The sequence below is a fragment of the Paludisphaera soli genome (assembly GCF_011064595.1).
GTDB classification, from domain to species: Bacteria; Planctomycetota; Planctomycetia; order Isosphaerales; family Isosphaeraceae; genus Paludisphaera; species Paludisphaera soli.
Genome location: NZ_JAALJI010000012.1, coordinates 58,817 through 82,322 on the forward strand (window position 1 = coordinate 58,817; position 23,506 = coordinate 82,322).

A 23,506-nucleotide genomic window follows, 5' to 3' on the forward strand; every position below is an offset into this window, starting at 1 on the left:
GCTTCGCGATGACGGGGATGATGACGATTTCGGGATGATTCGATCAAGTCGCGGGAGGCCGCGAGGCCGCGGGCACCGCGAGGCGCCCGCCGGGGATCGCGTCGCGATCAGGAGGACTTGGAGGCGGCCTCGGCCAGTTCCTCGGCGGTCGGCGGCTGGGGCGAGCTCGCGGCGACCTTGCGGCGGCCGGGGTGCAGCTCGCTCTCGCGGACGATCCGAAGGAACAACTCCTCCAGCGTGGTCGTCGGGTGGTCGATCGTGATCTGCTCGCCGCCGTGGCGGGCGATGACCTCGCGGACCTCCTGGAGCGCCTCGGCGGGGAGGTTGCGGGCCTTGATCTGGGTCACGTCCTGGACCGTCAGGAGGTCGGTGACCTTGCCCATCTCCTTCAGCTCGCCGCGGTGGAGGATCGCGATCCGGTCGCAGATGTCCTGCATGTCGGCCAGGAGGTGGCCCGAGAGGACGATGGTCTTCCCCTGCTCGCGAAGCTCGCGGATCAGCTCCTTGATCTCGGCCGTTCCGATCGGGTCCAGGCCCGAGGTCGGCTCGTCGAGGAGGATCAGCTCCGGGTTGTTGATCAGCGCCTGGGCCAGGCCGATCCGGCGCTGCATGCCCTTGGAGTACTCGCGGAGCTGGCGGTGCTTGGCGGCCGATAGGCCCACCATGTCGATGAGCTGGCCGACCCGCTTGTTCCGCTCCGAGGCCGGCATCTTGAACAGCCGGCCGTAGAACTGGAGCGTCTCCTCGGCGTTGAGGAACTTGTAGAGGTACGTCTCCTCCGGCAGGTAGCCGATCCGCTCGTTCTTGGAGACGTTGGAGGTGGGCTCGTTGAAGATCAGGGCGTCCCCCTCGGTGGGGAAGAGGAGGCCCAGGAGGAGCTTGATCGTCGTCGTCTTGCCCGACCCGTTCGGGCCCAGGAGGCCGAAGATCTCGCCGCGATGGACCTGGAGGTCGAGGGCCTTGAGCGCCTGGACCTTCGGCCGTCCCCAGAAGTCGCGATAAACCTTGGTCAGATTCCGCGTCTCGATGATGACTTCGGAACTCATGTAAGACGGAGCCTCAACTCAGGTGGGAACTCGGAACAGCGGCGACGGATCGACGGCCGGGATGCGGGCGCCCTCGGCCGGGGCCGAAGTCGGGGACGGTCGGTCGATTGACAAGAATACCAGATGGATGAGAGCGAAGATCCCGCCGGCCGGCGACGCCCGCGGCCGGGTGGCGGCGCGAGGGCGGGTCGATCGGGGGCGGGTCCGAAGGCGACAAGGCCGAAATCCCCGACGGCCGCGCACTCGGTGCGCGGCGGTTTCGGGGCCTTCGACGGCCGTCGCTTGGGGGTGCTACGACCCGGCGGGCCGAAAAGTTCGCAGGCTTTCCCCGCCCGCGAGATCGGCGCGCCGCCGGGATGGCGTCATCCGGATCGTTCGATCCTAAAGGAATGCTAGGACGTTGGCAAGCACCGCCAAGGCGACGCCCGTGCACGCCCGCGGTCGGGTCGGCGCGGGCGTCGGGGTCGCGTCGCCTCGTCGCGACGCTCGCGGCGCGGGGTCAGGGGGTCAGGCCGGTGCCGCCCGAGGCGGGGAGGGGCGGGGCGTCGACCCGGCCGCTGAAGGTCGGCACGGGGGACGTGGGCTTCGCGCCGTCCATCGAAGTGTAGGGCTGGACGGAGGTCGTCGAGGAGTCCAGGGGCGGCCCGCCCGCCGGATGGTCGCCGCCGGCCCCCGCGAACGGCAGGTAGCGCTGGCCGCGATTCACGTAAGGATTGTAGTCGGTCCCCGGGAACATCTGCTCGGGGGGGACGGCCAGATAGCGCGGGAAGTGGTAGTCGGCCGTGCGATCGGCCCCCAGCGGCAGGTAGTGGCCGGGCGAATACCAGCCGGCGTTGTGGGGGTCGCCGTTGGGGAACCCCCAGCCGTCGCCGGGCCCCGGGGGGAGGATCCAGCCGGCCGAGCGGCCGTGACCCCCGTGGCCGTGCGCCGCGTGGCCGCCGTGCCCCTGGTGATGATGGTGCACCCGCTGGGCGCATCCCGGGCAGGCGGGCCCCTGCCCCACGCCGCCGACGGCCAGCGCCAACCCCAACGTCATGATCGCGGCGGTCATCGTTCGATCCTCCTTGTCGAAACCCCTGCAAGCGCGCGAGCCCGCCTCCGGGCGAGGCTCCGAGAGACCCTATCATGCGAAGGGTGCGGCGGCGGCGAATCCGCCTGGAAACTCTTCACGGCGCCCGCCCCGGACGCTACGATCGGATCCGTCGCTCGCGACCGAAACAGAACGCGCCGCGGAAGGTTCCGTCATGATCCTGCTGATCGACAACTACGACTCCTTCACCTACAACCTCGTCCAGCGCCTGGGCGAGATCGACCCGGGCGTCGACCTGGAGGTCGTCCGCAACGATCGGATCACGATCGAGGAGATCGAGGCCAAGAACCCCTCCCGCCTGATCATCTCGCCGGGCCCATGCACGCCCCGCGAGGCGGGGATCTCCAACGAGGTCATCAAGACCTTCGGCCCCCGGATCCCGCTGCTGGGGGTCTGCCTCGGGCATCAGTGCATGGGCCACACCTTCGGGGCGGACGTCGTCCGGGCCGGGCGGATCATGCACGGCAAGACCTCGATGATCCACCACGACGGCAAGGGGGTCTATCGGGGGCTCTCGAACCCGTTCCAGGCCACCCGCTACCACAGCCTGATCATCCAGCCGGGCACGCTGCCCGAGGACCTGGAGGTCGTCGCCCAGACCGAAGAGGGCGAGATCATGGGCGTGCGGCACAAGACCTACCCGATGGAAGGCGTCCAGTACCATCCCGAGAGCTTCCTCACGCTCGAAGGGATCAAACTGCTGAAGAACTTCCTGGAGCAAGGGGCGTGAGCCGACCCCGGACCGGCCTGGGCGGGGCATCGTCATGCTGAGGGTTTCCGAAGCGCTGGCCCTCGTCTTCGAACACGCGGCCCCCCTGCCGGTGGTCGATCGCCCGCTGGAGGCCTCCCTCGGGCGATGGCTCGCCGACGACGTCTGGGCGGACGCCGACCAGCCGCCCTTCGATAAGGCCCTGGTCGACGGCTACGCGGTCCGCGCCGAGGACCTGGCCGACTTGCCCCGTCGCCTCCTCGTGGTCGAGTCGATCCTCGCCGGCCATCCGCCGACCCGCCCCCTGGCAGCCGGCGAGGCCGCCGAGATCACCACCGGCGCCCCCCTGCCCCCGAACGCCGACGCCGTCGTCATGCACGAACGTACGGACCGTCACGGCGATTTCGTGGCGATCCGCCCCCAGGAGATCAGGTCCGGCCTCAACCGGCTGCCCCGGGGCCGGGTCTACCGCGAAGGGGACCGGCTGCTGGCCGGCGGCGTCGTGCTGACCCCGTCGCGCTTGGGCCTGCTCGCGGCCGTGGGCTCGGCCGTGGTCCGCGTGGTCGACCGCCCCCGCGTGGCGATCGTTCCCACCGGCGACGAGCTGGTGGATTTCCGCGAGACGCCCGGGCCGGGCCGGATCCGCAACTCGAACGCCCTCATGCTCGAAGCCCTGGCGGCGGGTCGAGGCGTGGAAACCTGGACGTCGCCGATCCTCCCCGACGAGCCCGAGGCGCTCCGCGAAGGGCTGCGCCGGGCGCTCGAATCCGACGTGGTGCTGGCGATCGGCGGCGTCTCGGCGGGGAGCAAGGACCTCGTCCCCGGGACGCTGCGGGACCTCGGCGTGCGCGAGGTCTTCCACAAAGTCCGCCTCAAGCCGGGAAAGCCCCTCTGGTTCGGCGTGGGGCCCGACCGCGAGGGCCGGCCGCCGGCCCTGGTCTTCGGGCTGCCGGGCAATCCGCTGAGCGGCCTGGTGAACTTCCGGATCTTCGTCGCCCCGGCCCTCGACGTCCTCGACGGCCGCCCCGCGAGGGCCGCGGGGGTCGTCCCGGCCCATTCCGCCGGCAGGCTGGAACACCGGAGCGACCTGGAGACCTACCTGCCGGCGCGGATCGTCGGCGAGCCGCATGGGCCCGCCATGCCCACCATCGAGCCCGTCGACTGGAGCGGCTCGGCCGACCTGATGGCCGTCGTCCGGGCCGACGGCTTCCTCGTCCTCCCCGATCGCGAGACCGTGGTCGAGCCGGGTGAAATTGTCGGCTTCCTCCCTTTGCATTAAGGTACGGGCCCGACCGCTTCGCCCCCGACGCCTCGCAATCGACCGGAAGGACGACGAACGATGGATGCTGGAACCGCCGTCACACAGAGCCCGGAGGAGGAACGCCGGCTCACCCTGAGCGAGCGGGCGTCGCGGCATCCGATCTTCGCGGGCGCCCTCTCGGGCTTCCTGCTCTGGGCGTCGTTCCCACCCCTGGAATGGAGCGTGCTGGCCTGGCTGGCGCTCACGCCCCTGCTCCGGCTGGCCGTCGAGCCGGTCGCGCGGTGGCGGGTCTATCTCGGCGCCTGGGCCGGCGGCCTGGCGTTCTGGCTCTGCAGCCTGCAATGGGTCCGGCTGACCGACGCCACCGCCTGGACCGCCTGGGTGACGATGGCCCTGATCTTCTCGGCCTGGTGGCCGGGCTTCCTGGCCCTCACGCGGCACGCGGTCTTCACGCTCAAGATCCCGCTGATGATGGCCGCGCCGATCTTGTGGGTCGGGCTGGAGCACGTCCGGGCGTTCATCCTGTCGGGATTCCCCTGGTACTACCTGGGCCATTCGCAGTACCGGGCGATCCCGCTGATCCAGATCGCCGACGTGACCGGGGCCCTCGGCCTGAGCTTCCTGATCGTGATGGTCAACGCCCTGATCGTGGACCTGCTCACGCTCCCCCTGCTCCGCCGGTCGCCGAGCGGTCCCCGGTTGCGGCCGAGGCAGGCGGCCCGGGTCTGGATCGTCGCCGTGTCGCTGATCGCGACGTTCGCTTACGGCGCCTACCGGCTCTCGGCCGCCAAGTTCACCGAAGGCCCCCGGATCGCCCTGCTCCAGACGAACTTCGAGCAGGTCTACAAATCCGACAAGCACAAGGCCCAGGACATCCTCGACACGCTCGACCGCCTCACGCTCAAGGCCGCCGCCGCCGACCCGAAGCCGGACCTCGTCGTCTGGCCCGAGACGTCGTTCCCCTGGCAGACGATCGCCATCGCCCCGAACCTCCCCGAGGAGGCCTTCGCGAAGCAGCTCGGCCAGGTCGCCGACGGGCTCACCGCCGAGTTCTGGCGCGATCGGAAGGAGCGGATCGAAGCGATCATCCACGCCATGACCGACGCCGCGGGCGTCCCCCTGCTGATCGGGAACCTCCGCTACGACCATCGCCCGGAGGGCCTCGGCAAGTACAACTCGGCGATCCTGTTCGAGCCCACGTCCCGGGCCATCCAGGTCTACAACAAGATCCAGCTCGTGCCGTTCGGCGAGTACATCCCGCTGCTGGAAACCCTCCCCTGGCTGACCTTCTTCACCCCCTACCGCGACGGCTACCTGCCGACGCTGACGTTCGGCGAGGAGACCAACGCACTCGACCTGGGGAGATACCGCCTCGCCGTCGGCATCTGCTATGAGGACACGGTCCCCCACCTGATACGCCGTTTCTTCCACGACCCCCGCGACGGCCGCCAGCCCGACGTGCTCATCGACCTCTCGAACGACGGCTGGTTCCATGAGTCCGAGGAGCTGGACATGCACCTGGCCGTCAGCGTCTTCCGCAGCGTGGAGAACCGCGTGCCGCTGGCGCGCGCGGTCAACACGGGGCTCTCGGCGCTGATCGACGGCGACGGCCGGATCCTCCAGGTCCTCCCCCGCGGCACCGAGGGGGTGCTCCAGGCGGACGTCCCGCTCGACGATCGGTCCAGCCTCTACATCGCCTGGGGCGACTGGCTGGGCTGGTCCTGCCTGGCGGTCTGCCTCGGCCTGGTCCCGGCCGGATGGGCCTCCCGACGGCTGCGACCGCGACGACCGACCCAGGCCTGATCTTCCGAGGGGTCGCTGATCTCTCCAGTTTACGCCGCTTGCCTTCTCTCCAGTCGTGGGGTAGATTTTGGGCAAGTTGCGCCAGCGAGCGAAGAATCCAGTTTCTCTTGTGGCAACCTCGTGTTGCGACGTGAGGGGCTTGTCGTTCCGGGCGACGCGGCGTTACATTCGAACTGAAGGGATTTCGCCCCCACGGCCCGGCGTCGTCGGGGGGTCCCGCCACATCTCCAGGGATTACCACGGTCCAGCCCAATCCCGTCTTCGGCGCACGGCGGATTCGTCGCGCGGGTGGTTGGCCGGCCGTCTTACTTTGAATGGTAGGATGGGACCATGACTACCGTCGGAAAGATACTCGTCCTCTTCATCATGGCCTTCTCGCTCATCCTGAGCGCGGTCTCTACGGTGGTCTTCACGACCTCGAAGAACTGGAAGACCGCGACGGAAGCGGAGAAGAAGAAGGTCAACGACCTGACCACCAAGCTCCGCGACGCGGAGGCCAAGGTGGCGGCCGCCCAGAAGGACCTGGACACCGAGAAGGGCAACTACGCGGCCCAGGCCAAGCAGCTGGAGGACAAGGTCGCGGCGGTCGAGCAGCAGAATCTGCTGGCCCAGCAGCAGATCACCACCGCCGCCGGCCAGGTCGCCACGGCCCAGCAGAACGCCAAGACCGCCCTCGACGAAGCGGAGGCCAACCGCAAGGAGACGCTCCAGCTCCGCGAGATAAAGGCCAAGGTCGAGGCCCAGGCGGCCGAGTTCGCGCTCCACAATGCCGAGCAGAACGACAAGATCCGCGAGATGGAACGCGCCCTGGAGTCGGCCACCAAGAACAACACCGACCTCCGCGAGCGGGTGGCCAAGTACTCCACCCTGCTGCGGAGCAACGGGCTTTCCGACGACATCACGCAGATCACCGGCATCGAGAGCCCGCCGCCGGTCGTGGGCGAAGTCGACCGGGTCGACGCCACCAACCGTCGGTTCGAATCGTCGATCGGATCCAACGACGGCCTGGTCGTCGGCCACGAGGTGTACATCATGCGGACCTCGCCCCGCCCCGAATACCTGGGCAAGGCGAAGGTGATCGCCGTCGAGCCGAACCACTCGGTCCTTCAAGTCATCGGCAACACTTACCAAGGCAAAAAGCTGCAGGAGGGCGACATTGTCTCGTCTACGATCAAGCCGCGCCTCTAACGCCGGGGCCTCCCGCTCCGCCGCCGCCCCCCGGCAGCGCGGCGTCCTCGTCCAGGCCCCCAAGAGCGACATCTACGTGGCCCTCCTGGGGATCTCGCTGGCCGCCCTGCTCATCGGCTGCATCCTGATGACCATCCTCCTCATGCAGTATGAGTGGAAGGTTTCGGTCGGCTGACCCCGAAGGCCCTCTCCCGCCGTGACCCATCGTCGCCCGTCCCTCCCGCCGACCACGGCCGGAGGGAGCGGGCGAATTTTTTTTGACCAGGCCCTTTACTGTACAGATGAACCGTATACAATGGGTCGTAAGGGAAATGACGATTGAGCCGAGAAGGATCGTCGCTCGCTACGCCCGAAGATCGGATCAGGGCGCTCAGGCGTCGTCGACTCCCCGCTCCTTAACGTGGAAAGAGCGACCACCCATGTCCCAGCACATCGAGATTTTCGCGGCGCTCGCCGCCCCGTTCGCGAACGACGAAGTGCGGTCCCGGAGCCAGGGGGGCCGCGAGTTCTCCTACGTCACGGCCCGGACGGTCATGAACCGGCTGGACGAGGTGCTCGGCCCCGCGAACTGGTGGGACGAGTACACGCCGATGGAGAACGCGATCATCTGCCGCCTGACGATCCGCCTGGCGGACGGGACGACCCTGACCAAGAGCGACGCCGGCGGGTTCACCACCACGGCCGACACGAGCGACTACGAGAAGAGCGGCTTCTCCGACGCCTTCAAGCGGGCCGCCGTCAAGTTCGGCGTGGGCCGCTACCTCTACGGGGACGGCGTCCCGCAGTCGATCCGCGAGGCCCTGGTCCGCTCCCGTCGCGAGCAGTCCGCCGCGGCCGCCACGCCGGCCCCGGCCGAGTCCGACAGGATCGCCGCGGAGCCGCTGCAGCCCGCCCCGCGGCAGGCGCCCTCGCACGACACCGGCCCGAGCCCCGCGCCGAAGTCGGGGAAGGCCCTGTTCGCCTGGGTCAAGGAACGCGACGAGAAGCTGGGCGTCGACCTGCTGAGGACCCTCAGCGATTGGGGGAAGAACAACCACTTCCCGGCCCGGATGGTCCAGTGGAGCGGCGAGCAGGTGGACCAGGGCCACTCGGAGGCCCTCCGCGTGCTCTCGAACTACCACGCCGAGAACGGCGCCGTCGCCGCGGCCGGCCCCCGTCGCTGAGGCGATGGCGGCGTCAAAGCTCCAGTCGGCGTCGGCCTCGGGCCGATGACGGCTTGTGAGGCCGGGGAAGCTGCTCTACAGTAGGGTCGATTCGCTCGCGAAGCCCATCCACCCCCGCTGTCGAGCGGCCCCGGCCTCGGATCGTCGCCCCGATCGTCGCGAGGTCGATCGCGGGGCCGGCGTCCGAGCCTTTGTCGTTGTCGAGGGACGGCCCGTCGTGAACATCGTCTTCGTCGCCTCGGAGGGCGTCCCGTTCGCCAAGACGGGGGGCCTGGCCGACGTCGCCGGCGCCCTCCCGCGGGCCGTGGCGGAGTTGGGCCACGCGACGTGCCTCTTCCTCCCCTGCTACCGCAAGGTCTGGGACTCCAAGCGCGACCTCGCCGCGACGGGCCTCACTCTGCGCATCCCCGTCGGCTCGTCCACGGTCCTCGGCCACGTCTTCGAGGCCCGCCTGCCGGACTCCGACGTGCCGGTCTACCTCATCGACGAGCCGGGCTACTTCGATCGCGAAGGGCTGTACGGCCACCTCGGACACGACTTCGAAGACAACTGCGAACGCTTCGTGTTCTTCCAGCGCGCCGTGCTGGAGGCGACCGCCGCCCTGAACCTCCGGCCCGACGTCTTCCACTGCAACGACTGGCAGACCGGGCTCATCCCACTCTACCTCCGGTCGCTCTACAAGGACACGCCCGGGCTGGAGTCGGCCGGGAGCCTGTTCACCATCCACAACCTCGCGTATCAAGGGCTGTTCTGGCACTGGGACGTCCCGGTCACCGGGCTCGACTGGGGCTATTTCAACCACCGAGCCCTGGAGTTCCACGGCAAGCTCAGCTTCATGAAGGCCGGGCTGGTGTTCGCCGACATGCTCACCACCGTCAGCCCGACCTACGCCCGGGAGATCCAGACCCAGGTGCAAGGCGCGGGGCTCGACGGCCTGCTCCGCGACCGCCGCGACGACTTGCGGGGGATCGTCAACGGCATCGAGGAGCGGTCCTGGAGCCCGCGCAACGAGGCGATGCTCGCCGAGCGATACGACGTCGAGACCGTGTCGAAGGGCAAGGCGGCCTGCAAGGCGTGGCTGCAGAAGCACGCCGGGCTCCCGGTCCGGCCCGACGTCCCCCTGTTCGCGCAGATCGGCCGCCTCGACCCGCAGAAAGGCTGGGACCTCCTCGCCGAGGTCGCCGAACGCCTCCTGGCTCACGACGTCCAGCTCATCGTCCTGGGCACCGGGCATCCCAAGTACCACAACCTCCTCGAAGCCCTCGTGCATCGGCATCCCGGCAAGGTCTGGGCGCACCTCGGATTCTCGGACGACCTGGCGCACCAGATCGAGGCCGGGGCCGACGTCTTCCTGATGCCCAGCCTCTTCGAGCCCTGCGGCCTGAATCAGCTCTACAGCCTCGCCCACGGCACGGTCCCGGTGGTCCACGCCACGGGCGGGCTGGTGGACACCGTCGTCGACGTCAACCCGCAGACGATCGCCGACGGCCGGGCCACCGGCTTCATCTTCCACGAACCCACCTCGAATGCACTCTGGCGGACCCTCGAACGCGTCCTCGACGTCTGGGGCGACCGGAAGACCTGGGCCCGGCTCGTCAGGTCGGGCATGTCCACCGATTGGTCCTGGAAGCAGAGCGCCGGCCGTTACGTGGATCTCTACCGGGAGATCCAGCGGAGGCGTCGCCCGCAACTTGCCCAGACTCTCAGCGAGGATCCCGTTCTTCCTTGAGGCCGGGGGTTCGCTTCAAGTCCTCTCGCCGACATTCCGAGCCTAAGTATCGTAGCCCCGGGCGCAGGCCAGGGACGGGCCGGGGTGATCGAGACGAGGGACCGCGGAATGTCGCAAGTCGCGCTGGCCTTGATGTGGCACCAGCATCAGCCGTATTACCCGGACGATGCGACCGGCGAGAACCCGATGCCCTGGGTCCGCCTCCACGCGGTGAAGGATTACCTCGGGATGGCCCTCCACCTGGAAGAGGTCCCGGAGTTCCAGTGCACCATCAACCTCGTCCCCAGCCTCCTCAACCAGCTTGAGGCCTACGTCGAAGGGGCGACCGACAAGCACCTGACGGTCTCGCGCATGCCGGCCGACGGCCTCTCGCGCGACGACCTGCTCTACGTGCTCGACAACTTCTTCATGGCGTTCGCCGACGCCATGATCCGCCCCCACCCGCGCTACCACGAGCTGTACATGCTGCGCTCGTCGTGGAGCAGCACCGGCGAGCAGGCCCGGACCCGTTTCCGCGCCAGGGACCTTCGCGACCTGCAGGTCTGGTCGAACCTCGCCTGGTTCCACCCCCTGCTCTTCGAGAAGGACCCGGAACTCGCCGAGTTCAAGGCGAAGGACCGCAACTACACCGAGCAGGACAAGGACTGGCTCCTCGACAAGCAGCGGGAATTGCTGGGCCAGGTCATCCCGCTCCACCGCAAGCTCGCCGAGCGCGGCCAGGTCGAGCTGACGACCACGCCCTATTACCACCCGATCCTGCCGCTCCTGCTCGACAAGAAGCTGGCCCGCGAGGCGATGCCCGAGGTCGCCCTGCCGTCCTACCGCGAGGGCTACCCGGAAGACGCCGAGGTGCACGTCCGCCGCGCCGTCGAGAGCCACGAGCGGCGGTTCGGCTCGGCCCCGAGGGGCATGTGGCCGAGCGAAGGGTCGGTCTGCCAGGCGCTCATCCCGCTGCTGGCGAAGCACGGCATCGAGTGGATCGCGACCGACGAGGAGATCCTCGGCTGCTCGACCGGGGGCGTCGTCGGCCGCGACGGCCGGGGCCACGTCCGCCGGCCCGACCTGCTCTACCGCGGCTGGCACGTCCGCGAGGGGGACTCGCAGCTCGGCATCGTCTTCCGCGACCATTCGATGTCGGACCAGGTCGGCTTCCACTACCAGCGCAGCCCGGGGCCGATCGCCGCCGCCGACTTCCTCGGCAAGCTCCACGCGATCGGCGACGCCTGCCGCCACAACCCGTCGACCGTGGTCCCCGTCGTCCTCGACGGCGAGAACTGCTGGGAGTACTTCCCCGACGGCGGCGTCTCGTTCCTCCGCTCGCTCTACCAGGAAACCGTCCGCGACCCCCGCGTCCGGCCGGTCAAGATCGGCGACCACCTGCGCGAGAATCGGCCCGTGGACACGCTCCAGCGGCTGTTCGCCGGCAGCTGGATCAGCCACAACTTCGCCATCTGGATCGGCCACCCCGAGGACAACAGCGGCTGGGACGCCCTTCACGAGACCCGCGAGTTCCTCGTCCGCGAGCAGCAGACCGGCCGCCACGACGAGGCGAGCCTGGCGAAGGCCTGGGAGGAGATCTACATCGCCGAGGGCTCCGATTGGTTCTGGTGGTACGGCGACGACCACTCGTGCGCCCAGGACGCCCTCTTCGACCACCTCTTCCGCAAGCACCTCCGCAACGTCTACGCGTTCCTCGGCTGCGACCCCCCGGGCTCGCTGTTCGCGCCGATCTCGAAAGCCGCGCCGACGCGGGCGGCCAACGACCAGCCCCGGAGCTTCCTCAACGTCAAGGTCGACGGCCGGGCCACCTACTTCGAGTGGATCGACGGGGCCCGCTACGTCTGCGGCAACGACCGCGGCACGATGACGCTGGTCACCCGGGGCCTGATGCACGTCGTCTGGTTCGGGTTCGACGCCGACCGCTTCCTGGTCCGCATCGACGCCGACGGCGGCCCGGCCGCCGAGCGCCTGGCCGAGGTCGACCGGCTCCGCATCGGCTTCGTCGACCCAGCCGAGCGCGAGATCATCGTGATCCAGCCCTGCCTGGAGCGGCCGATCGGCTACCTGAACCACGCGGGGCATGAGCCGGCCAACGGCGACACCGTCTCGGCCGCGACCGGCGCGATCTTCGAACTGGCCGTGCCGTTCGATCGCCTCGGCTTGAAGCCCGGCGACCCGATCCGCTTCTACGTCGAGCTGCTGAAGGGGGAAGCCAGCCTCGACCGCGCGCCCCGCGAGGGGGTCTTCGAGCTGACCACCCCGTCCCCGGACTTCGAGCGGGTCCTCTGGCAAGTCTGACCGAGACCGAGCGGGGGTCGCGGCGGCGCGACGCCCATCCCAACCAGGAAGGAAGGGGGAGACGGATGCCCGAGCTTCGGAAGGACCCGATCGTCGGCCGCTGGGTGATCATCGCTCACGAGCGGGCCCGCCGCCCCCACGACTTCAAGGCGGCCCCCGCGCCGATCGCCGGCGCGCAGACGTGCCCGTTCTGCGAAGGCCGCGAGGAGATGACCCCGCCCGAGATCCTCGCCTACCGCGACTTCGGCAGCCGCCCCAACGGCCCCGGCTGGCGGGTCCGCGTCGTCCCGAATCGGTTCCCGGCGCTCAAGATCGAGGGCGAGCTGGACAAGCGCGGCGACGGCATCTACGACCGCATGGCCGGCGTCGGCGCGCACGAGGTCATCATCGAGAGTCCGGACCACCACCTCACCATGGCGTCGCTCCCCGAGGCCAACATCCGCGACGTCCTCTGGGTCTACCGCGACCGCCTGGTCGACCTGAAGCGCGACCGTCGGCTGGTCCACGGCATGCTCTTCAAGAACGTCGGCGAGGGGGGCGGCGCCAGCCTGGAGCACACCCACAGCCAGCTCATCGTCACGCCGATCGTGCCGATCTCGGTCTGGGAGGAGATGACCGGCTCGCTGGAGTTCTACAACTACCGGGGCCGCTGCATCTACTGCGACATGGTGCAGCAGGAGACGGCCGTCGAGAAGCGTGTCGTGCTCGACACCCCCCACTTCACCGCCTTCTGCCCCTACGCCAGCCGCTTCCCCTTCGAGACCTGGATCGTCCCCAAGACTCACGAGAGCCACTTCGAGAACATCCCCAAGCCGGCCGTCGACGACCTGGCCCACGTCCTGCACCAGGTCCTGGGCAAGCTGGAGCTGGCGCTCGACTCGCCGTCGTACAACTACATCGTTCATACCGCCCCCTTTGACCATTCCGGGCTGCCGCACTATCATTGGCATATCGAAGTGATCCCCCGATTGACCAAGGTCGCGGGTTTCGAGTGGGGCTCGGGGTTCTACATCAACCCCGTCCCGCCCGAGCACGCGGCGGCCTTCCTGCGCGAGGTGGAGGTCGCGACGCCCCAGCCGGGCGCCGCGGCGCGGGAACGGGTCTCGGGGGCTCGGCCTCAACCGCACGCGTCCAAGGTCCCCTGACCGACGGGGGATCGACGCCGATCCGTGGCCCCTCCGGGACGCGCGATGGACCCCTCAGCCGGCCGTGTCGCCCTGCCCCCCCGGCGAATCCTCGGGCCCCCCTCCGGCCTCCAGGCCCCGCGCGTCGCAGCCCCCGCGACCGCCACAGCTTCACGCCCCTCGGCGATCCGGCCCCGGCCGGCGGCGTCGGGGGGTTCCGTCTTCCACGAGGCCGCCCCATGTCGAACCTGCGCCTGATCCTCGCGCTGCACAACCACCAGCCCGTGGGGAACTTCGAAGACGTCTTCGAGACCGCCTATCGCGACAGCTACCTGCCGTTTCTGGAGGTGCTGGAACGCTACCCCGAGATCGCCTTCGCGCTGCACACCTCGGGGCCGCTGCTGGAGTGGCTCGTCGATCAGAAGCCCGACTACGTGGCCCGGGTGCGCGCCCTGGTCGAGGCCGGCCGCGTCGAGATCCTCGGCGGCGGCTACTTCGAGCCGATCATGACGATGATCCCGCACGCCGACCGGGTCGGACAGATCCGATCGTTTGCGGCCTACCTCGACGACGTGTTCGGCGCGAAGGTCCGGGGGATGTGGACGCCGGAGCGGGTCTGGGAGCAGCACCTGGTCTCGGCCTTCGCCGAGGCCGGCGTCGAGTACACGGTCCTCGACGACTTCCACTTCGAACGCGCCGGCGTCTCGGGCGACGACCTGTTCGGCTACTACCTGACCGAGGACGAGGGGCGGCTGCTGAAGGTCTTCCCCGGCTCCGAGACCCTCCGCTACACGATCCCGTTCCAGGAGCCGCACGCGACCTACGAGTTCCTCCGGAACCTGGCCGCGCGCCGCCCCGGGGCCACGGTCGTGTTCGCCGACGACGGCGAGAAGTTCGGCTCGTGGCCCGAGACCCATGACCACGTCTACAAGCGCGGATGGCTGAAGCGGTTCTGCGACATGCTCGTCGGCAACCGCGACTGGCTCGCCTCCACCACCTTCGGCCGGACGGTCGACGCGACGCTCCCCCTGGGCAAGCTCTACATCGCCGACGGCTCCTACCGCGAGATGACCGAGTGGGCCCTCCCGCCGGCCCGCCACCAGGCCTACGAGCAGGCGGCGAAGTCGGTCCGCCAGCACGACCGCTCGGCCGAGATCAGGCCCTTCTTCCGCGCCGGCGGCTTCTGGCGGAACTTCAAGGCCCGCTACCCCGAGAGCGACGAGATGTACACGCGGATGCTCTGGCTCTCGCGGCGGCTCGCCGACCTCTCCGCCCGGCCCGACGTCGACCCCGACTACCTGGAGGCCGCCCGTCGCGAGCTGTACCGCGGCCAGTGCAACTGCCCGTACTGGCACGGCGCGTTCGGCGGGCTCTACCTCCCCCACCTCCGCGGCGCGATCTACCAGGCGCTCATCGCCTGCCACGACGCCCTCGACGAGGCCGAGGGGAAGGTCGGGCCGCGGGCCGCGCTGGAGGTCGCCGACTTCAACCTCGACGCCCGCCAGGAGGTCCGGATCGAGAACGACCGCCTCGTGGCCTTCGTCCGCCCGGCCCTGGGAGGGCACCTCTACGAGTTGGACGTGCGCAAGGCGGGCGTCAACGTCCTCGCCACGCTCGACCGCCGGCCCGAGGCGTACCACCAGACGATCCGCGACGTCATTCGCGCCCGAGGCTCGGCCGAGCAAGGCGCGACCCACGACGGCGACGGCCACGTGGTCCTGAAGCAGGACAACCTCGACGACAGGATCGTCTACGACGACCACCCGCGCAAGGCGCTCGTCGACCACTTCTACCCGCTCGACGCGACCCTCGACGACCTGATCGCCTGCCGGAGCATCGAGCGCGGCGACTTCGCCACGGGGGCCTACCTCGCCCGGATCCGCCGAGAGGGGGACCGCGTGGGCGTGGTGATGGAGCGGCCCGGCCTGGCCGACGGCCGGCCGGTGAAGGTCCGCAAGTCGATCGAGACGGTCGCCGGCTCGCCGGCGCTGGAGATCCGGTACGAGATCGAGGACCTGCCCCCCGACGCCTGCCTGCACTTCGCGGTCGAGATCAACCTCGCGGGGATGGCCGGCCACGCCGACGACCGCTACTACTCGGCCCCCTCGGGCGAACGCCTGGGGATGCTCGACGCCCGCATCGACCGCCCCCACATGGAAGGCCTGAGTCTCACCGACGAGTGGCTCGACCTGGCCGCCGAGATCTCCTGGACCAAACCCTGCGGCGTCTGGTGCTTCCCGATCGAGACCGTCAGCCAGAGCGAGGGGGGCTTCGAGGGGGTCTACCAGTCCTCGGCCGTGATCCCGCACTGGCACGTCGTCGGCGACGAGGCGGGCCGCTGGGAGGTCCTCATCCGCATGGCCTTCGACTCGCGGAAGCCCGCGGCCGAACCCGCCGCGAGGCACCGGGCCAGCCTGGCCGGGGTCTGAACTCGAGCGGGCCCGACGATCAGGAGCGTCGCATGTTCTGGCCGTTCCGGCGGCGACCGAAGCCCGAGCCGCCCGGACGCCCGGCGATCGACGCCGCGGCCATCGTCCGCCGCGCGCGTCGGCTGCGGTTCCGGGTCCGGCCCCAGGCCGTGCTCCAGCTCGCCGGCGCCTACCACGGCGCGAGGCCCGGCGAGGGCCTGACCTTCGCCGAGCTGCACGCCTACGAGCCCGGCGACGACGTCCGGCACCTGGACTGGAACGTCACCGCCCGCCAGGGCCGGCCGTTCGTCCGCCGCTACGTCGAGGAACGGTCGTTCGTCCTCTGGCTGGTGGTCGACGCCTCGGCCAGCATGCGGTTCGGCCGCGAAGGCCGGACCAAGGCCGACCGCGCCGCGCAGGCGGCGGCCCTGCTGGCGACCGTCGCGGTCCACAACGGCGACCGCGTCGGCCTGCTGATCGTCAGCGACCGCGTCGAGCTGGAGATCCCGGCCGGCGGCGGCGTCCGCCACCTCTCCCGGATCGTGCGGGCGCTCGTGGCGACCCCCACGACCTCGCGCGAGACGCAGCTCCAGGCCGCCCTCCCCCGCCTTCGCCGAACCTCGCGGCGGGCGATGCTCGTGGTCCTCGGCGACTTCCAGCCCGAGGAGCCGCTGGGCGTCTGGCGGCAGGCCAGCCGGCGGCACGACGTGGTGGCCCTGCGCCTGGTCGACCCCCTGGAAGAGACCTTGCCGGACGTCGGCCTCCTCGCCGTCCGCGACGCCGAGGGGGAAGGCCGGATGCTCGTCGACAGCCACCGACCTCGCCGACGCGCCGCCTACGCCCGCCGCGCCGAGGAGCGTCGGCGGGCGTTCGTCCGCTGGTGCACGGCCGCCGCCGTCGACGGCCACGACCTGTCGACCGAGACCGATCCGCTCCAGACCCTGATGCAAGTCTTCGAACGTCGGGCCGCGCGTCGGGGCAAGCCGTGAGCCTCGCCGTCGAGGCCGGCCGGCCCGAGGCGCTGGTGCCGCCCCGCCCCAACCTCGGGCCCGAGCCCTGGCGGGACGACTCGCCCGCGGCGTCCTGGCCGGCCTGGATCGCCCTGGCGTTGCTGGCGGCCTGCGTCGCGGCCTGGATCGCCCGAAAGCGACGGCCGGGCGGGGCCGCCGCGCCGGGCTTATCCGCCGAGTCCGATGATTCGCCCGAGACGCGGCTCGTGGCCCTTGGCGTCTTCGTTCGCAAGGTGATGGCCGCTCGACTGGGCCCTGCCCTCCGGGCGCGGACGACCGAGGAGATCGCCGCCGACCCTCGGCTGGCCGAGCGGCTGGACGCCGAGGATTTGGGCCGACTCGTGGCGATCCTCGGCGCGGGGGATCGTGTGAAGTTCGGCCGCGGGGGCGTGGCCGAGGACCTGCTCGAATGCCTGCCCGAATGGACCGCCTGGTCGGCCTCGCTCGACGCCAGGCTGGCGGCGAGGCGCGAGGAGGCGATTCAGAAACCGTCGCCGTGAACCTCGTCCCGGCCGAACCGGACCGCGACGTCCGCCCGCGCGTCCCGGCCCGCGTCGGCGCGCAGCCGGAACCGCCAGGTCGTCGTCGAGCCCAGGCGCGAGCGGGGCGCCGGCTCGCTCACGAGGACGACGTCCTCCACGGCCCCCGGCTCGATCGTCGGGAACTGCTGCTCGTCGATCGTCCACTCGCTCCCCGAGTCGAACGCGAGGAGGCCCAGGCGCGGGCCCGGCGGGGATTCGATCGCGAAGGCCTCGCCATCGGTCAGGTCGCCGGCCTCCAGGGGCCGCACGGCCTCGTCGGGCGAGAGGTTCTTGAGCCGGAGCGTCAGCACGAGGCAGCCGTCGTGATCGCGCACCAGGCGCTCCTCGCCCAGGTCGCGCGAAATCCGCACGCTCTTGTGCAGGATCACCAGCGGGGTGACCTCCAGGTCGTCGACCACGATCGACTTGCCGAGCGTCGTCGTCCGCGAGGCCGGCACGTCGGCGAGGGGCGCGGCGGACGGGGCGGGCGCGGGCTCGACGGCCCGCCGACGGGTCGCGGAGACGTCGCGGGAGGCTGGGGCCGGGGCGGGCTCCCTCGGGATCGTCCGGCCGCTCCAGAGGACCCAGACCAGGGCCATCGTGACGGCGCTGGCGTAACTCCTGAGCAGGACGCTCGACCAGGAATACGGGGCCGCCTCGCTGCGCGTCAGCGGGGCGTCCGGCGCGAGCGAGGAGGCCGGCGAGGACGTCTCGACGCCGATGTCCAGGCGGTCGGTCCGACCGACCCGCGACTCCCTCGCCGCCTGCTCGGCCGCGATCCGCTGGAGGTCCCAGGAGCTGGACCCTCCGAGCATGGGGTCGGGATCGGGCTCGGCGATCGCCGACGAGAGGATCACGCTGATCTCGTCGCTCGCGCCCGAGTGGGGCTCGCCGGCCGGCTTGCGGGGAGTCCGAGAAGACCTGGGCCCGGGCGGAGCGTCGGGGTCGTCGGAGCGCGTCCGGGGTTCATCGGCGGACGAGGAGGGCGGGCGGGGATTCATCTTGGAGGTCCCGGAAGTCGGATCGGGATCGTCGGAACGTCAGTGCTTCGGCCGCAGCCAGACGGTGGCGCCCGGACCGGCCGAGAGCAGCCGGCCCGCGTCGCCGTTGACGACGGCCACTTCCACCCAGCCCCCGCTGCCGAGCAAGGCAATCAGCGAGCCCGGGGCGCTGTCGGCGTAGGTCCGCTCGACCCCCTCGATCCGGTGGCCGCCGATCTCGACGGCCCAGGCGCCCGGCTCGCGGCCCGCGAGCTGGTCCTCCTTGATGTTCGTGATCAGGTTGCCGAACGCGTCCTTGAAGATCACCTCGCCGATGCAGCCGCTCTCGGCCGACGTGGGCTCGAAGTTGCGGATCGCCACGTACTTCGTCGTCGCCGGGCCGAGATCCGCCGGGGGGCCCCCCTTCAAGAGGTGCGCGGCGGCCGGGGCCAGCACGTCCCGGCCGTGGAACGTGGGCGAGATCTCGCGTCGGGCGAGGCTCCGGTTGGTGATCTCCCAGACGCCCTCGACCTCGTGCGTCCGGGCCACCCCGGTGATCAGGCCGTTGTCCGGCAGGACGAACCACTGGCCCGAGGCCCGGACCGCCAGGAGCCGACGCCTGGTCCCCACGCCGGGGTCGACGACGGCCAGGTGGATCGTCTCGGGCGGGAAGGCGTCGACGATCCCCGTGAGGACGAACGCCCCTTCGAGCACGTTCTGGGGGGCGATCGAGTGGCAGACGTCGACCATCGTCACGCCCGGCGCGAGCCCGAGCAGGATCCCCTTCATCGCCGCGACGTACGGCCCCTCCAGCCCGAAGTCGGTGGTGAGGGTGACGATTCCCGGTTTCATGCGACCTCCGCTGGTCTCCCGCCCCCCGATCCGACGCGGCCCGGCCCACGGGGGCCGTTCAACCGCGGCCGGCCTCGTGCGTCGCCGTGATCTTCGAGGTCATGCCGCCCCGCGGGTTGAAATGGCCGACGACCGTCATGCGCCGGGGCCGGCAGGCCGCGACCAGGTCGTCGAGGATCGTGTTGATCGAATGCTCGTAGAAGATGCCCTTGTTGCGGTAGTCGTTCAGGTAGAACTTGAGGCTCTTCAGCTCCAGGCAGGTCTCGGCCGGGACGTAGGTGACGACGATCGTGCCGAAGTCGGGCTGGCCGGTCTTGGGGCAGACGGCCGTGAACTCGGGGAAGCTGATCTCGATCTCATACTCGCGATCCGGGAACTGGTTGGGGAACGTCTCCACCGCGCCTGCCATGTCGATCGGGACCTCCGTGGGGTGCGTCCGGCTCATACACGCGGGACCCGGCCACTTCGATCGGGCCCGCCGCTCCCATTGTAGGCCGCGCCGGCGGCGATTCGTAGCCGGCACCGGGCCCGAGGCCGGCGGCGGGCGGGGATTTTCGCGCGGCGGCCGTCCGGCCCCGCATGGTATGATCGGCCCGGCGCGACCGCCTTCGCTCGCGGACTTCCGCCCCCTCGGACGAGGCGTCGCCGGACGTCGAGGCTTTTCATTGGTGGACCCTTGATTCCTCGTCGCTTTTTGCTAAATGTGTTGGTATCGCAGGTTTCTGGCCTCTCGGGCTCGTTTGCGCCTTTCGCGCCGGCTCGGGGAGGCTTCGCGTGCGGGACCGGCCCGATCGCTTCCCAGTAACCCCGAATGCTTTGGTGCGGTTCCCGTCCCCGACAGGAGTTCCCCGATGTCGCAAGGCCCTCGCCGTCTCCTCCGCCTGGAAACCGTCGATGGAGTGACCGTCGTCAGCTTCGTCGACACCAAGATCGTGACCGAAGAGCAGATCCAGGAAGTGGGCGAACAGCTTTACAGCCTGGTCGAGGACGAAGGCCACAAGAGCCTGCTGCTGAACTTCGGCAACGTCCAGTATCTCTCCAGCGCTGCGCTCGGCAAGCTGATCAACCTGAAGAAGAAGGTCTCGGCGGTCAAGGGGAAGCTCAAGCTCTGCTGCATCCACCCCGATCTCCTCGAAGTCTTCCGGATCACCCGCCTCGACCAGGTCTTCGAGATCTACCCGGAAGAGCAGACGGCCCTCGACAAGTTCTGATCCCGACCCGATCCGGGCTCACGGGCCCTCCCGCGTTCGCGTCCGACGACCCCCGCGCTGGGACGGGGGTCGGCCGCCCGACCGGGGGATCTTCGGCGTGGCGGTCTCGCACCCTCTGGGGGACGCGGACCGCTTTTTCATTGGCGGAGCGCGGATGGCCGACCCTGCCCTGACCCCGATGATGCAGCAGTATCGCGAGATGAAGGCGCGCGACCCCGACGCGCTGCTGCTCTTCCGGATGGGCGACTTCTACGAGATGTTCGGCGAGGACGCCGTCCGCGCCTCGGCCCTCCTCGGCATCGCGGTGACCACCCGCGACAAGGACAAGGAGGGGGCCGTGCCCATGGCCGGCTTCCCCCACCAGGCCCTGGAGACCTACCTCGCGAAGATCGTCCAGGCCGGCCAGCGCGCCGCCGTCTGCGACCAGGTCGAGGACGCGAGGCAGGCCAAGGGGCTGGTCAAGCGCGACGTCGTCCGGGTCGTCTCGCCCGGCACGCTCACCGACGAGGCGCTCCTCGACCCCCGATCGGCCAACTACCTGGCCGCCGTCGTGGAATCGGGCTCCAAGATGGGCCTGGCCTGGGTGGAACTCTCCACCGGCCGGTTCTCGCTCACCAGCCTGCTCCGCACCGAGCTGGCCGACGAGTTGGCCCGGCTGAACCCCGCCGAGACGCTGGCGTCGGAGCTGGCCCTCGACGCCCCCTGGCTCCGCGCCTTGCGCTCGCAGCAGCAGCACGTCGTCACGACCCGACCCTCCTGGGATTTCCAGGTCGAGCAGGCGCGGAAGACGCTGTTCGAGCAGTTCGGAGTGGCGACCGTCGAGGGCTTCGGCGTCGACGACCGCAGCCCCGAGATCCAGGCCGCCGGCGCGCTCGTGGCCTACCTGCGCGAGACCCAGAAGTCGTCGCTCGGCCACATCGCTCGCCTCACCCCCTACCGTCGCGCCGACGTCCTGGCCCTGGACGAGACCACCCGCCGCAGCCTGGAGCTGACCCGGACCCTCCGCGAGGGGAAGCGCGAAGGCTCGCTGCTCCAGGTGATCGACCACACCGCGACGCCGATGGGCGCGCGGCTGCTGGGCGAGTACGTCGCTTCCCCCCTGACCTCCCCCGAGCTGATCGAGGCGCGGCTGGCGGCCGTCGAGGAGCTGTACCAGGACTCGGGCCTCCGGGCGGACCTCCGCCACGCGCTCGGCGAGGCGTACGACCTGGAACGCCTGGCCGCCCGGGCCGCCACCGGCCGCGCCACCCCGCGCGACCTCGGCGCCCTGGCCCGCACGCTGGCCCTGCTGCCGAAGGTCAAGGCCCGGCTCGCCGCCCGGCGTTCGAGGCGGCTCGCGGAGCTGGAGGAGGCGCTGGAACTCTGCCCCGAGGTCCGCGCGGCGATCGAATCCGCCCTGGTCGACGACCCGCCGCTCTCGATCAAGGAAGGGGGCCTGATCCGCCCCGGCTGCCACGAGGAGCTGGACCGCCTGCGGTCCGCATCGAAGGACGGCAAGGCCTGGATCGCCCGCTACCAGTCCGAGCAGATCCGCCGCACCGGCATCGGCGGGCTCAAGGTCGGGTTCAACAACGTCTTCGGCTACTACATCGAGATCTCGCACGCCCAGGCCCAGCGCGGCGAGGTCCCGGCCGACTACATCCGCAAGCAGACCGTCAAGAACGCCGAGCGCTACTACACGCCCGAGCTGAAGGAGTTCGAGAACGAGGTCCGCAACGCCGACGAACGCGCCAACGCCCTCGAATACGAGCTGTTCACGACGCTCCGCGACCGGGTCTCGGCCGACGCCCCCCGGCTGATCCAGGCCGGCTCCGCGATGGCCCAGGTCGACGTCCTGTCGGCGCTCGCCGAGCTGGCCGCCAAGCAGGGCTACTGCCGCCCCGAGGTCGTCGCCGAGCCGGTCTTCGAGGTCGAGGCCGGCCGCCATCCCGTGCTCGACGCCATCCTCCCGCGCGGCGAGTTCGTCCCCAACGACACCGTGCTGACCCCCGACCGCGGCGACCTGCTCCTCATCACCGGCCCGAACATGGCCGGCAAGAGCACCTACATCCGCCAGGTCGCGCTCATGGCGATCCTCGCCCAGATCGGCAGCTTCGTCCCGGCCAAGCGGGCGCGGATCGGCGTCGTCGACCGGCTGTTCGCCCGCGTCGGCGCCACCGACGAGCTGTCGCGCGGCCAGAGCACGTTCATGGTCGAGATGACCGAGACCGCGAACATCCTCAACAACGCCACGAGGCAAAGCCTCGTGATCCTCGACGAGATCGGCCGCGGCACCAGCACGTTCGACGGCGTCTCGCTCGCCTGGGCGATCACCGAGCACCTGCACGACTCCGTCGGCTGCCGGGCCCTCTTCGCCACCCACTATCACGAGCTGGTCGAGCTGGAGAAGACCAAGCCCCGCCTCCGCAACGCCAACGTGGCGGTCGGCGAGAGCCAGGGGGAGATCGTCTTCCTCCACCGGATCGCCCCCGGCGGCGCCGACCAGAGTTACGGCATCCACGTCGCCCGGCTGGCCGGCGTCCCATCGCCGGTGCTCGACCGCGCCCGCGAGATCCTCGCCTTCCTGGAGAAGCAGCACGGGCCCGATCCGGGGCTGCCCGAGCCGGAAGGCCCGATCCGCCGCAAGGTGAAGTCCGGCCGGGCGCTCCAGACGAGCCTGTTCGCCGCACTCCCGGACCCGCTCCTGACCGAACTGCGAAACGTGGACCTCGACGCCCTGCCGCCCGATCAGGCCCTCGACCTGCTCCGGCGGCTCCGCGAACTGGCGGGCTGATCGCTCATGGACCCTGCGCCGAACGACCGCCGAGCTTACTGGCAGGACAGGCTGGGTCGGCTGCGCCTCGAAGCCGAGCCGCTCGACGTGCAGCTCGCCCGCCGTCACGCCGCCTGCTGGGCCCTGACCTCGATCACCACAGCGATCGCCGCCGGCTTCCTCGCGCTTTTCGCCTCTTTCGACCGGCCGGACCTCGGGCTGGGGCTCGCTGCCCTGCTCTGGCTGCCGGTCGTCGGCGTCTCCTGGTGGGATCACGCCCGGCTCTCCCGCGTCGTCCGCGAATACGAGGACGACCTGGCCGGACGGGCCGACGAGGGCGGCCCCGCGCCCTCCTGAACGC

20 protein-coding genes are annotated in these 23,506 nt (G+C 70.3%); 15 read left to right on the forward strand and 5 right to left on the reverse strand.

Going from position 1 to position 23,506, the window contains the following annotated elements; translation table 11 throughout:
- Positions 1 to 107: 107 nt before the first annotated feature.
- Together G6O68_RS16335 and G6O68_RS16340 are read right to left on the reverse strand one after the other, a co-directional pair.
- Positions 108 to 1,046, reverse strand: a complete 939-nt coding sequence (locus G6O68_RS16335) for an ABC transporter ATP-binding protein (protein WP_165249696.1) — start codon at positions 1,044 to 1,046, stop codon at positions 108 to 110.
- Positions 1,047 to 1,545: 499 nt separating this feature from the next.
- Positions 1,546 to 2,097, reverse strand: coding sequence for a hypothetical protein (locus G6O68_RS16340; RefSeq protein WP_165249697.1), 552 nt, complete (start codon positions 2,095 to 2,097; stop codon positions 1,546 to 1,548).
- Between the two features lie 193 nt (positions 2,098 to 2,290).
- On the opposite strand from G6O68_RS16340, the gene G6O68_RS16345 reads away from it, so the two are divergent.
- The 12 genes from G6O68_RS16345 (at position 2,291) to G6O68_RS16400 (ending at position 17,329) form a co-directional block, all read left to right on the forward strand.
- The gene (locus G6O68_RS16345) at positions 2,291 to 2,866 is read left to right on the forward strand and encodes an anthranilate synthase component II (protein WP_165249698.1); all 576 of its coding nucleotides are present in this window, start codon (positions 2,291 to 2,293) and stop codon (positions 2,864 to 2,866) included.
- 34 nt (positions 2,867 to 2,900) lie between these two features.
- The gene (locus G6O68_RS16350; RefSeq protein WP_165249699.1) at positions 2,901 to 4,124 is read left to right on the forward strand and encodes a molybdopterin molybdotransferase MoeA; all 1,224 of its coding nucleotides are present in this window, start codon (positions 2,901 to 2,903) and stop codon (positions 4,122 to 4,124) included.
- Positions 4,125 to 4,184: 60 nt separating this feature from the next.
- A complete protein-coding gene (gene lnt, locus G6O68_RS16355) occupies positions 4,185 to 5,909 on the forward strand; it encodes an apolipoprotein N-acyltransferase (protein ID WP_165249700.1) in 1,725 nt (574 codons plus the stop codon).
- 330 nt (positions 5,910 to 6,239) lie between these two features.
- Positions 6,240 to 7,097, forward strand: a complete 858-nt coding sequence (locus tag G6O68_RS16360; RefSeq protein WP_165249701.1) for a hypothetical protein — start codon at positions 6,240 to 6,242, stop codon at positions 7,095 to 7,097.
- Positions 7,066 to 7,272, forward strand: a complete 207-nt coding sequence (locus G6O68_RS16365) for a hypothetical protein (RefSeq protein ID WP_165249702.1) — start codon at positions 7,066 to 7,068, stop codon at positions 7,270 to 7,272. Before G6O68_RS16360 ends, G6O68_RS16365 begins: the two co-directional genes overlap by 32 nt.
- Positions 7,273 to 7,516: 244 nt before the next feature.
- A complete protein-coding gene (locus G6O68_RS16370; RefSeq protein ID WP_165249703.1) occupies positions 7,517 to 8,260 on the forward strand; it encodes a Rad52/Rad22 family DNA repair protein in 744 nt (247 codons plus the stop codon).
- 217 nt (positions 8,261 to 8,477) lie between these two features.
- On the forward strand, positions 8,478 to 9,989 hold the full coding sequence (glgA, locus tag G6O68_RS16375) for a glycogen synthase GlgA (protein WP_165249704.1): 1,512 nt from the start codon (positions 8,478 to 8,480) through the stop codon (positions 9,987 to 9,989).
- Positions 9,990 to 10,097: 108 nt separating this feature from the next.
- The gene (locus tag G6O68_RS16380) at positions 10,098 to 12,287 is read left to right on the forward strand and encodes a glycoside hydrolase family 57 protein (protein ID WP_165249705.1); all 2,190 of its coding nucleotides are present in this window, start codon (positions 10,098 to 10,100) and stop codon (positions 12,285 to 12,287) included.
- Between the two features lie 65 nt (positions 12,288 to 12,352).
- Positions 12,353 to 13,432, forward strand: coding sequence for a galactose-1-phosphate uridylyltransferase (galT, locus tag G6O68_RS16385; RefSeq protein ID WP_165249706.1), 1,080 nt, complete (start codon positions 12,353 to 12,355; stop codon positions 13,430 to 13,432).
- A 218-nt stretch (positions 13,433 to 13,650) separates the two neighbouring features.
- The gene (locus tag G6O68_RS16390; protein ID WP_165249707.1) at positions 13,651 to 15,840 is read left to right on the forward strand and encodes an alpha-amylase/4-alpha-glucanotransferase domain-containing protein; all 2,190 of its coding nucleotides are present in this window, start codon (positions 13,651 to 13,653) and stop codon (positions 15,838 to 15,840) included.
- A 32-nt stretch (positions 15,841 to 15,872) separates the two neighbouring features.
- Positions 15,873 to 16,808 carry a DUF58 domain-containing protein gene (locus tag G6O68_RS16395; RefSeq protein WP_165249708.1) on the forward strand — a complete coding sequence of 312 codons (936 nt, stop codon included), beginning with the start codon at positions 15,873 to 15,875 and terminating at the stop codon, positions 16,806 to 16,808.
- Entirely contained in the window at positions 16,805 to 17,329 is a 525-nt protein-coding gene (locus G6O68_RS16400; protein WP_165249709.1) for a hypothetical protein, read from the forward strand. Before G6O68_RS16395 ends, G6O68_RS16400 begins: the two co-directional genes overlap by 4 nt.
- On the opposite strand, the gene G6O68_RS16405 is transcribed toward G6O68_RS16400, so the two are convergent.
- Genes G6O68_RS16405 through queF form a run of 3 tightly spaced genes read right to left on the reverse strand, consistent with a single transcriptional unit; the run spans position 17,311 to position 19,591 of the window.
- Positions 17,311 to 18,351, reverse strand: coding sequence for a hypothetical protein (locus tag G6O68_RS16405; RefSeq protein WP_165249710.1), 1,041 nt, complete (start codon positions 18,349 to 18,351; stop codon positions 17,311 to 17,313). The two genes, G6O68_RS16400 and G6O68_RS16405, sit on opposite strands and share 19 nt — an antisense overlap.
- Positions 18,352 to 18,390: 39 nt before the next feature.
- Complete coding sequence (locus tag G6O68_RS16410) at positions 18,391 to 19,182, reverse strand: SAM hydrolase/SAM-dependent halogenase family protein (protein ID WP_165249711.1); 792 nt, start codon at positions 19,180 to 19,182, stop codon at positions 18,391 to 18,393.
- 58 nt (positions 19,183 to 19,240) lie between these two features.
- On the reverse strand, positions 19,241 to 19,591 hold the full coding sequence (gene queF / locus G6O68_RS16415) for a preQ(1) synthase (RefSeq protein ID WP_165249712.1): 351 nt from the start codon (positions 19,589 to 19,591) through the stop codon (positions 19,241 to 19,243).
- Between the two features lie 442 nt (positions 19,592 to 20,033).
- On the opposite strand from queF, the gene G6O68_RS16420 reads away from it, so the two are divergent.
- The 3 genes from G6O68_RS16420 to G6O68_RS16430 all read left to right on the forward strand — a co-directional run bounded on the left by G6O68_RS16420 (position 20,034) and on the right by G6O68_RS16430 (position 23,502).
- Positions 20,034 to 20,393 carry an STAS domain-containing protein gene (locus tag G6O68_RS16420; RefSeq protein WP_165249713.1) on the forward strand — a complete coding sequence of 120 codons (360 nt, stop codon included), beginning with the start codon at positions 20,034 to 20,036 and terminating at the stop codon, positions 20,391 to 20,393.
- Positions 20,394 to 20,547: 154 nt separating this feature from the next.
- Entirely contained in the window at positions 20,548 to 23,166 is a 2,619-nt protein-coding gene (mutS, locus tag G6O68_RS16425) for a DNA mismatch repair protein MutS (protein ID WP_165249714.1), read from the forward strand.
- 6 nt (positions 23,167 to 23,172) lie between these two features.
- Positions 23,173 to 23,502 carry a hypothetical protein gene (locus G6O68_RS16430; protein WP_165249715.1) on the forward strand — a complete coding sequence of 110 codons (330 nt, stop codon included), beginning with the start codon at positions 23,173 to 23,175 and terminating at the stop codon, positions 23,500 to 23,502.
- Positions 23,503 to 23,506: the final 4 nt, after the last annotated feature.

Bases quoted from the DNA above. Each gene is read 5' to 3' on its own strand.
- G6O68_RS16345 (WP_165249698.1), top strand. From the start codon at position 2,291: ATGATCCTGCTGATCGACAACTACGACTCCTTCACCTACAACCTCGTC.
- G6O68_RS16340 (WP_165249697.1), bottom strand. From the start codon at position 2,097: ATGACCGCCGCGATCATGACGTTGGGGTTGGCGCTGGCCGTCGGCGGC.
- G6O68_RS16405 (WP_165249710.1), bottom strand. From the start codon at position 18,351: ATGAATCCCCGCCCGCCCTCCTCGTCCGCCGATGAACCCCGGACGCGC.
- G6O68_RS16360 (WP_165249701.1), top strand. From the start codon at position 6,240: ATGACTACCGTCGGAAAGATACTCGTCCTCTTCATCATGGCCTTCTCG.
- galT (WP_165249706.1), top strand. From the start codon at position 12,353: ATGCCCGAGCTTCGGAAGGACCCGATCGTCGGCCGCTGGGTGATCATC.
- G6O68_RS16395 (WP_165249708.1), top strand. From the start codon at position 15,873: ATGTTCTGGCCGTTCCGGCGGCGACCGAAGCCCGAGCCGCCCGGACGC.
- G6O68_RS16380 (WP_165249705.1), top strand. From the start codon at position 10,098: ATGTCGCAAGTCGCGCTGGCCTTGATGTGGCACCAGCATCAGCCGTAT.
- G6O68_RS16430 (WP_165249715.1), top strand. From the start codon at position 23,173: ATGGACCCTGCGCCGAACGACCGCCGAGCTTACTGGCAGGACAGGCTG.
- G6O68_RS16350 (WP_165249699.1), top strand. From the start codon at position 2,901: ATGCTGAGGGTTTCCGAAGCGCTGGCCCTCGTCTTCGAACACGCGGCC.
- G6O68_RS16410 (WP_165249711.1), bottom strand. From the start codon at position 19,182: ATGAAACCGGGAATCGTCACCCTCACCACCGACTTCGGGCTGGAGGGG.
- mutS (WP_165249714.1), top strand. From the start codon at position 20,548: ATGGCCGACCCTGCCCTGACCCCGATGATGCAGCAGTATCGCGAGATG.
- G6O68_RS16390 (WP_165249707.1), top strand. From the start codon at position 13,651: ATGTCGAACCTGCGCCTGATCCTCGCGCTGCACAACCACCAGCCCGTG.
- G6O68_RS16335 (WP_165249696.1), bottom strand. From the start codon at position 1,046: ATGAGTTCCGAAGTCATCATCGAGACGCGGAATCTGACCAAGGTTTAT.
- queF (WP_165249712.1), bottom strand. From the start codon at position 19,591: ATGGCAGGCGCGGTGGAGACGTTCCCCAACCAGTTCCCGGATCGCGAG.
- G6O68_RS16370 (WP_165249703.1), top strand. From the start codon at position 7,517: ATGTCCCAGCACATCGAGATTTTCGCGGCGCTCGCCGCCCCGTTCGCG.
- lnt (WP_165249700.1), top strand. From the start codon at position 4,185: ATGGATGCTGGAACCGCCGTCACACAGAGCCCGGAGGAGGAACGCCGG.
- G6O68_RS16420 (WP_165249713.1), top strand. From the start codon at position 20,034: ATGTCGCAAGGCCCTCGCCGTCTCCTCCGCCTGGAAACCGTCGATGGA.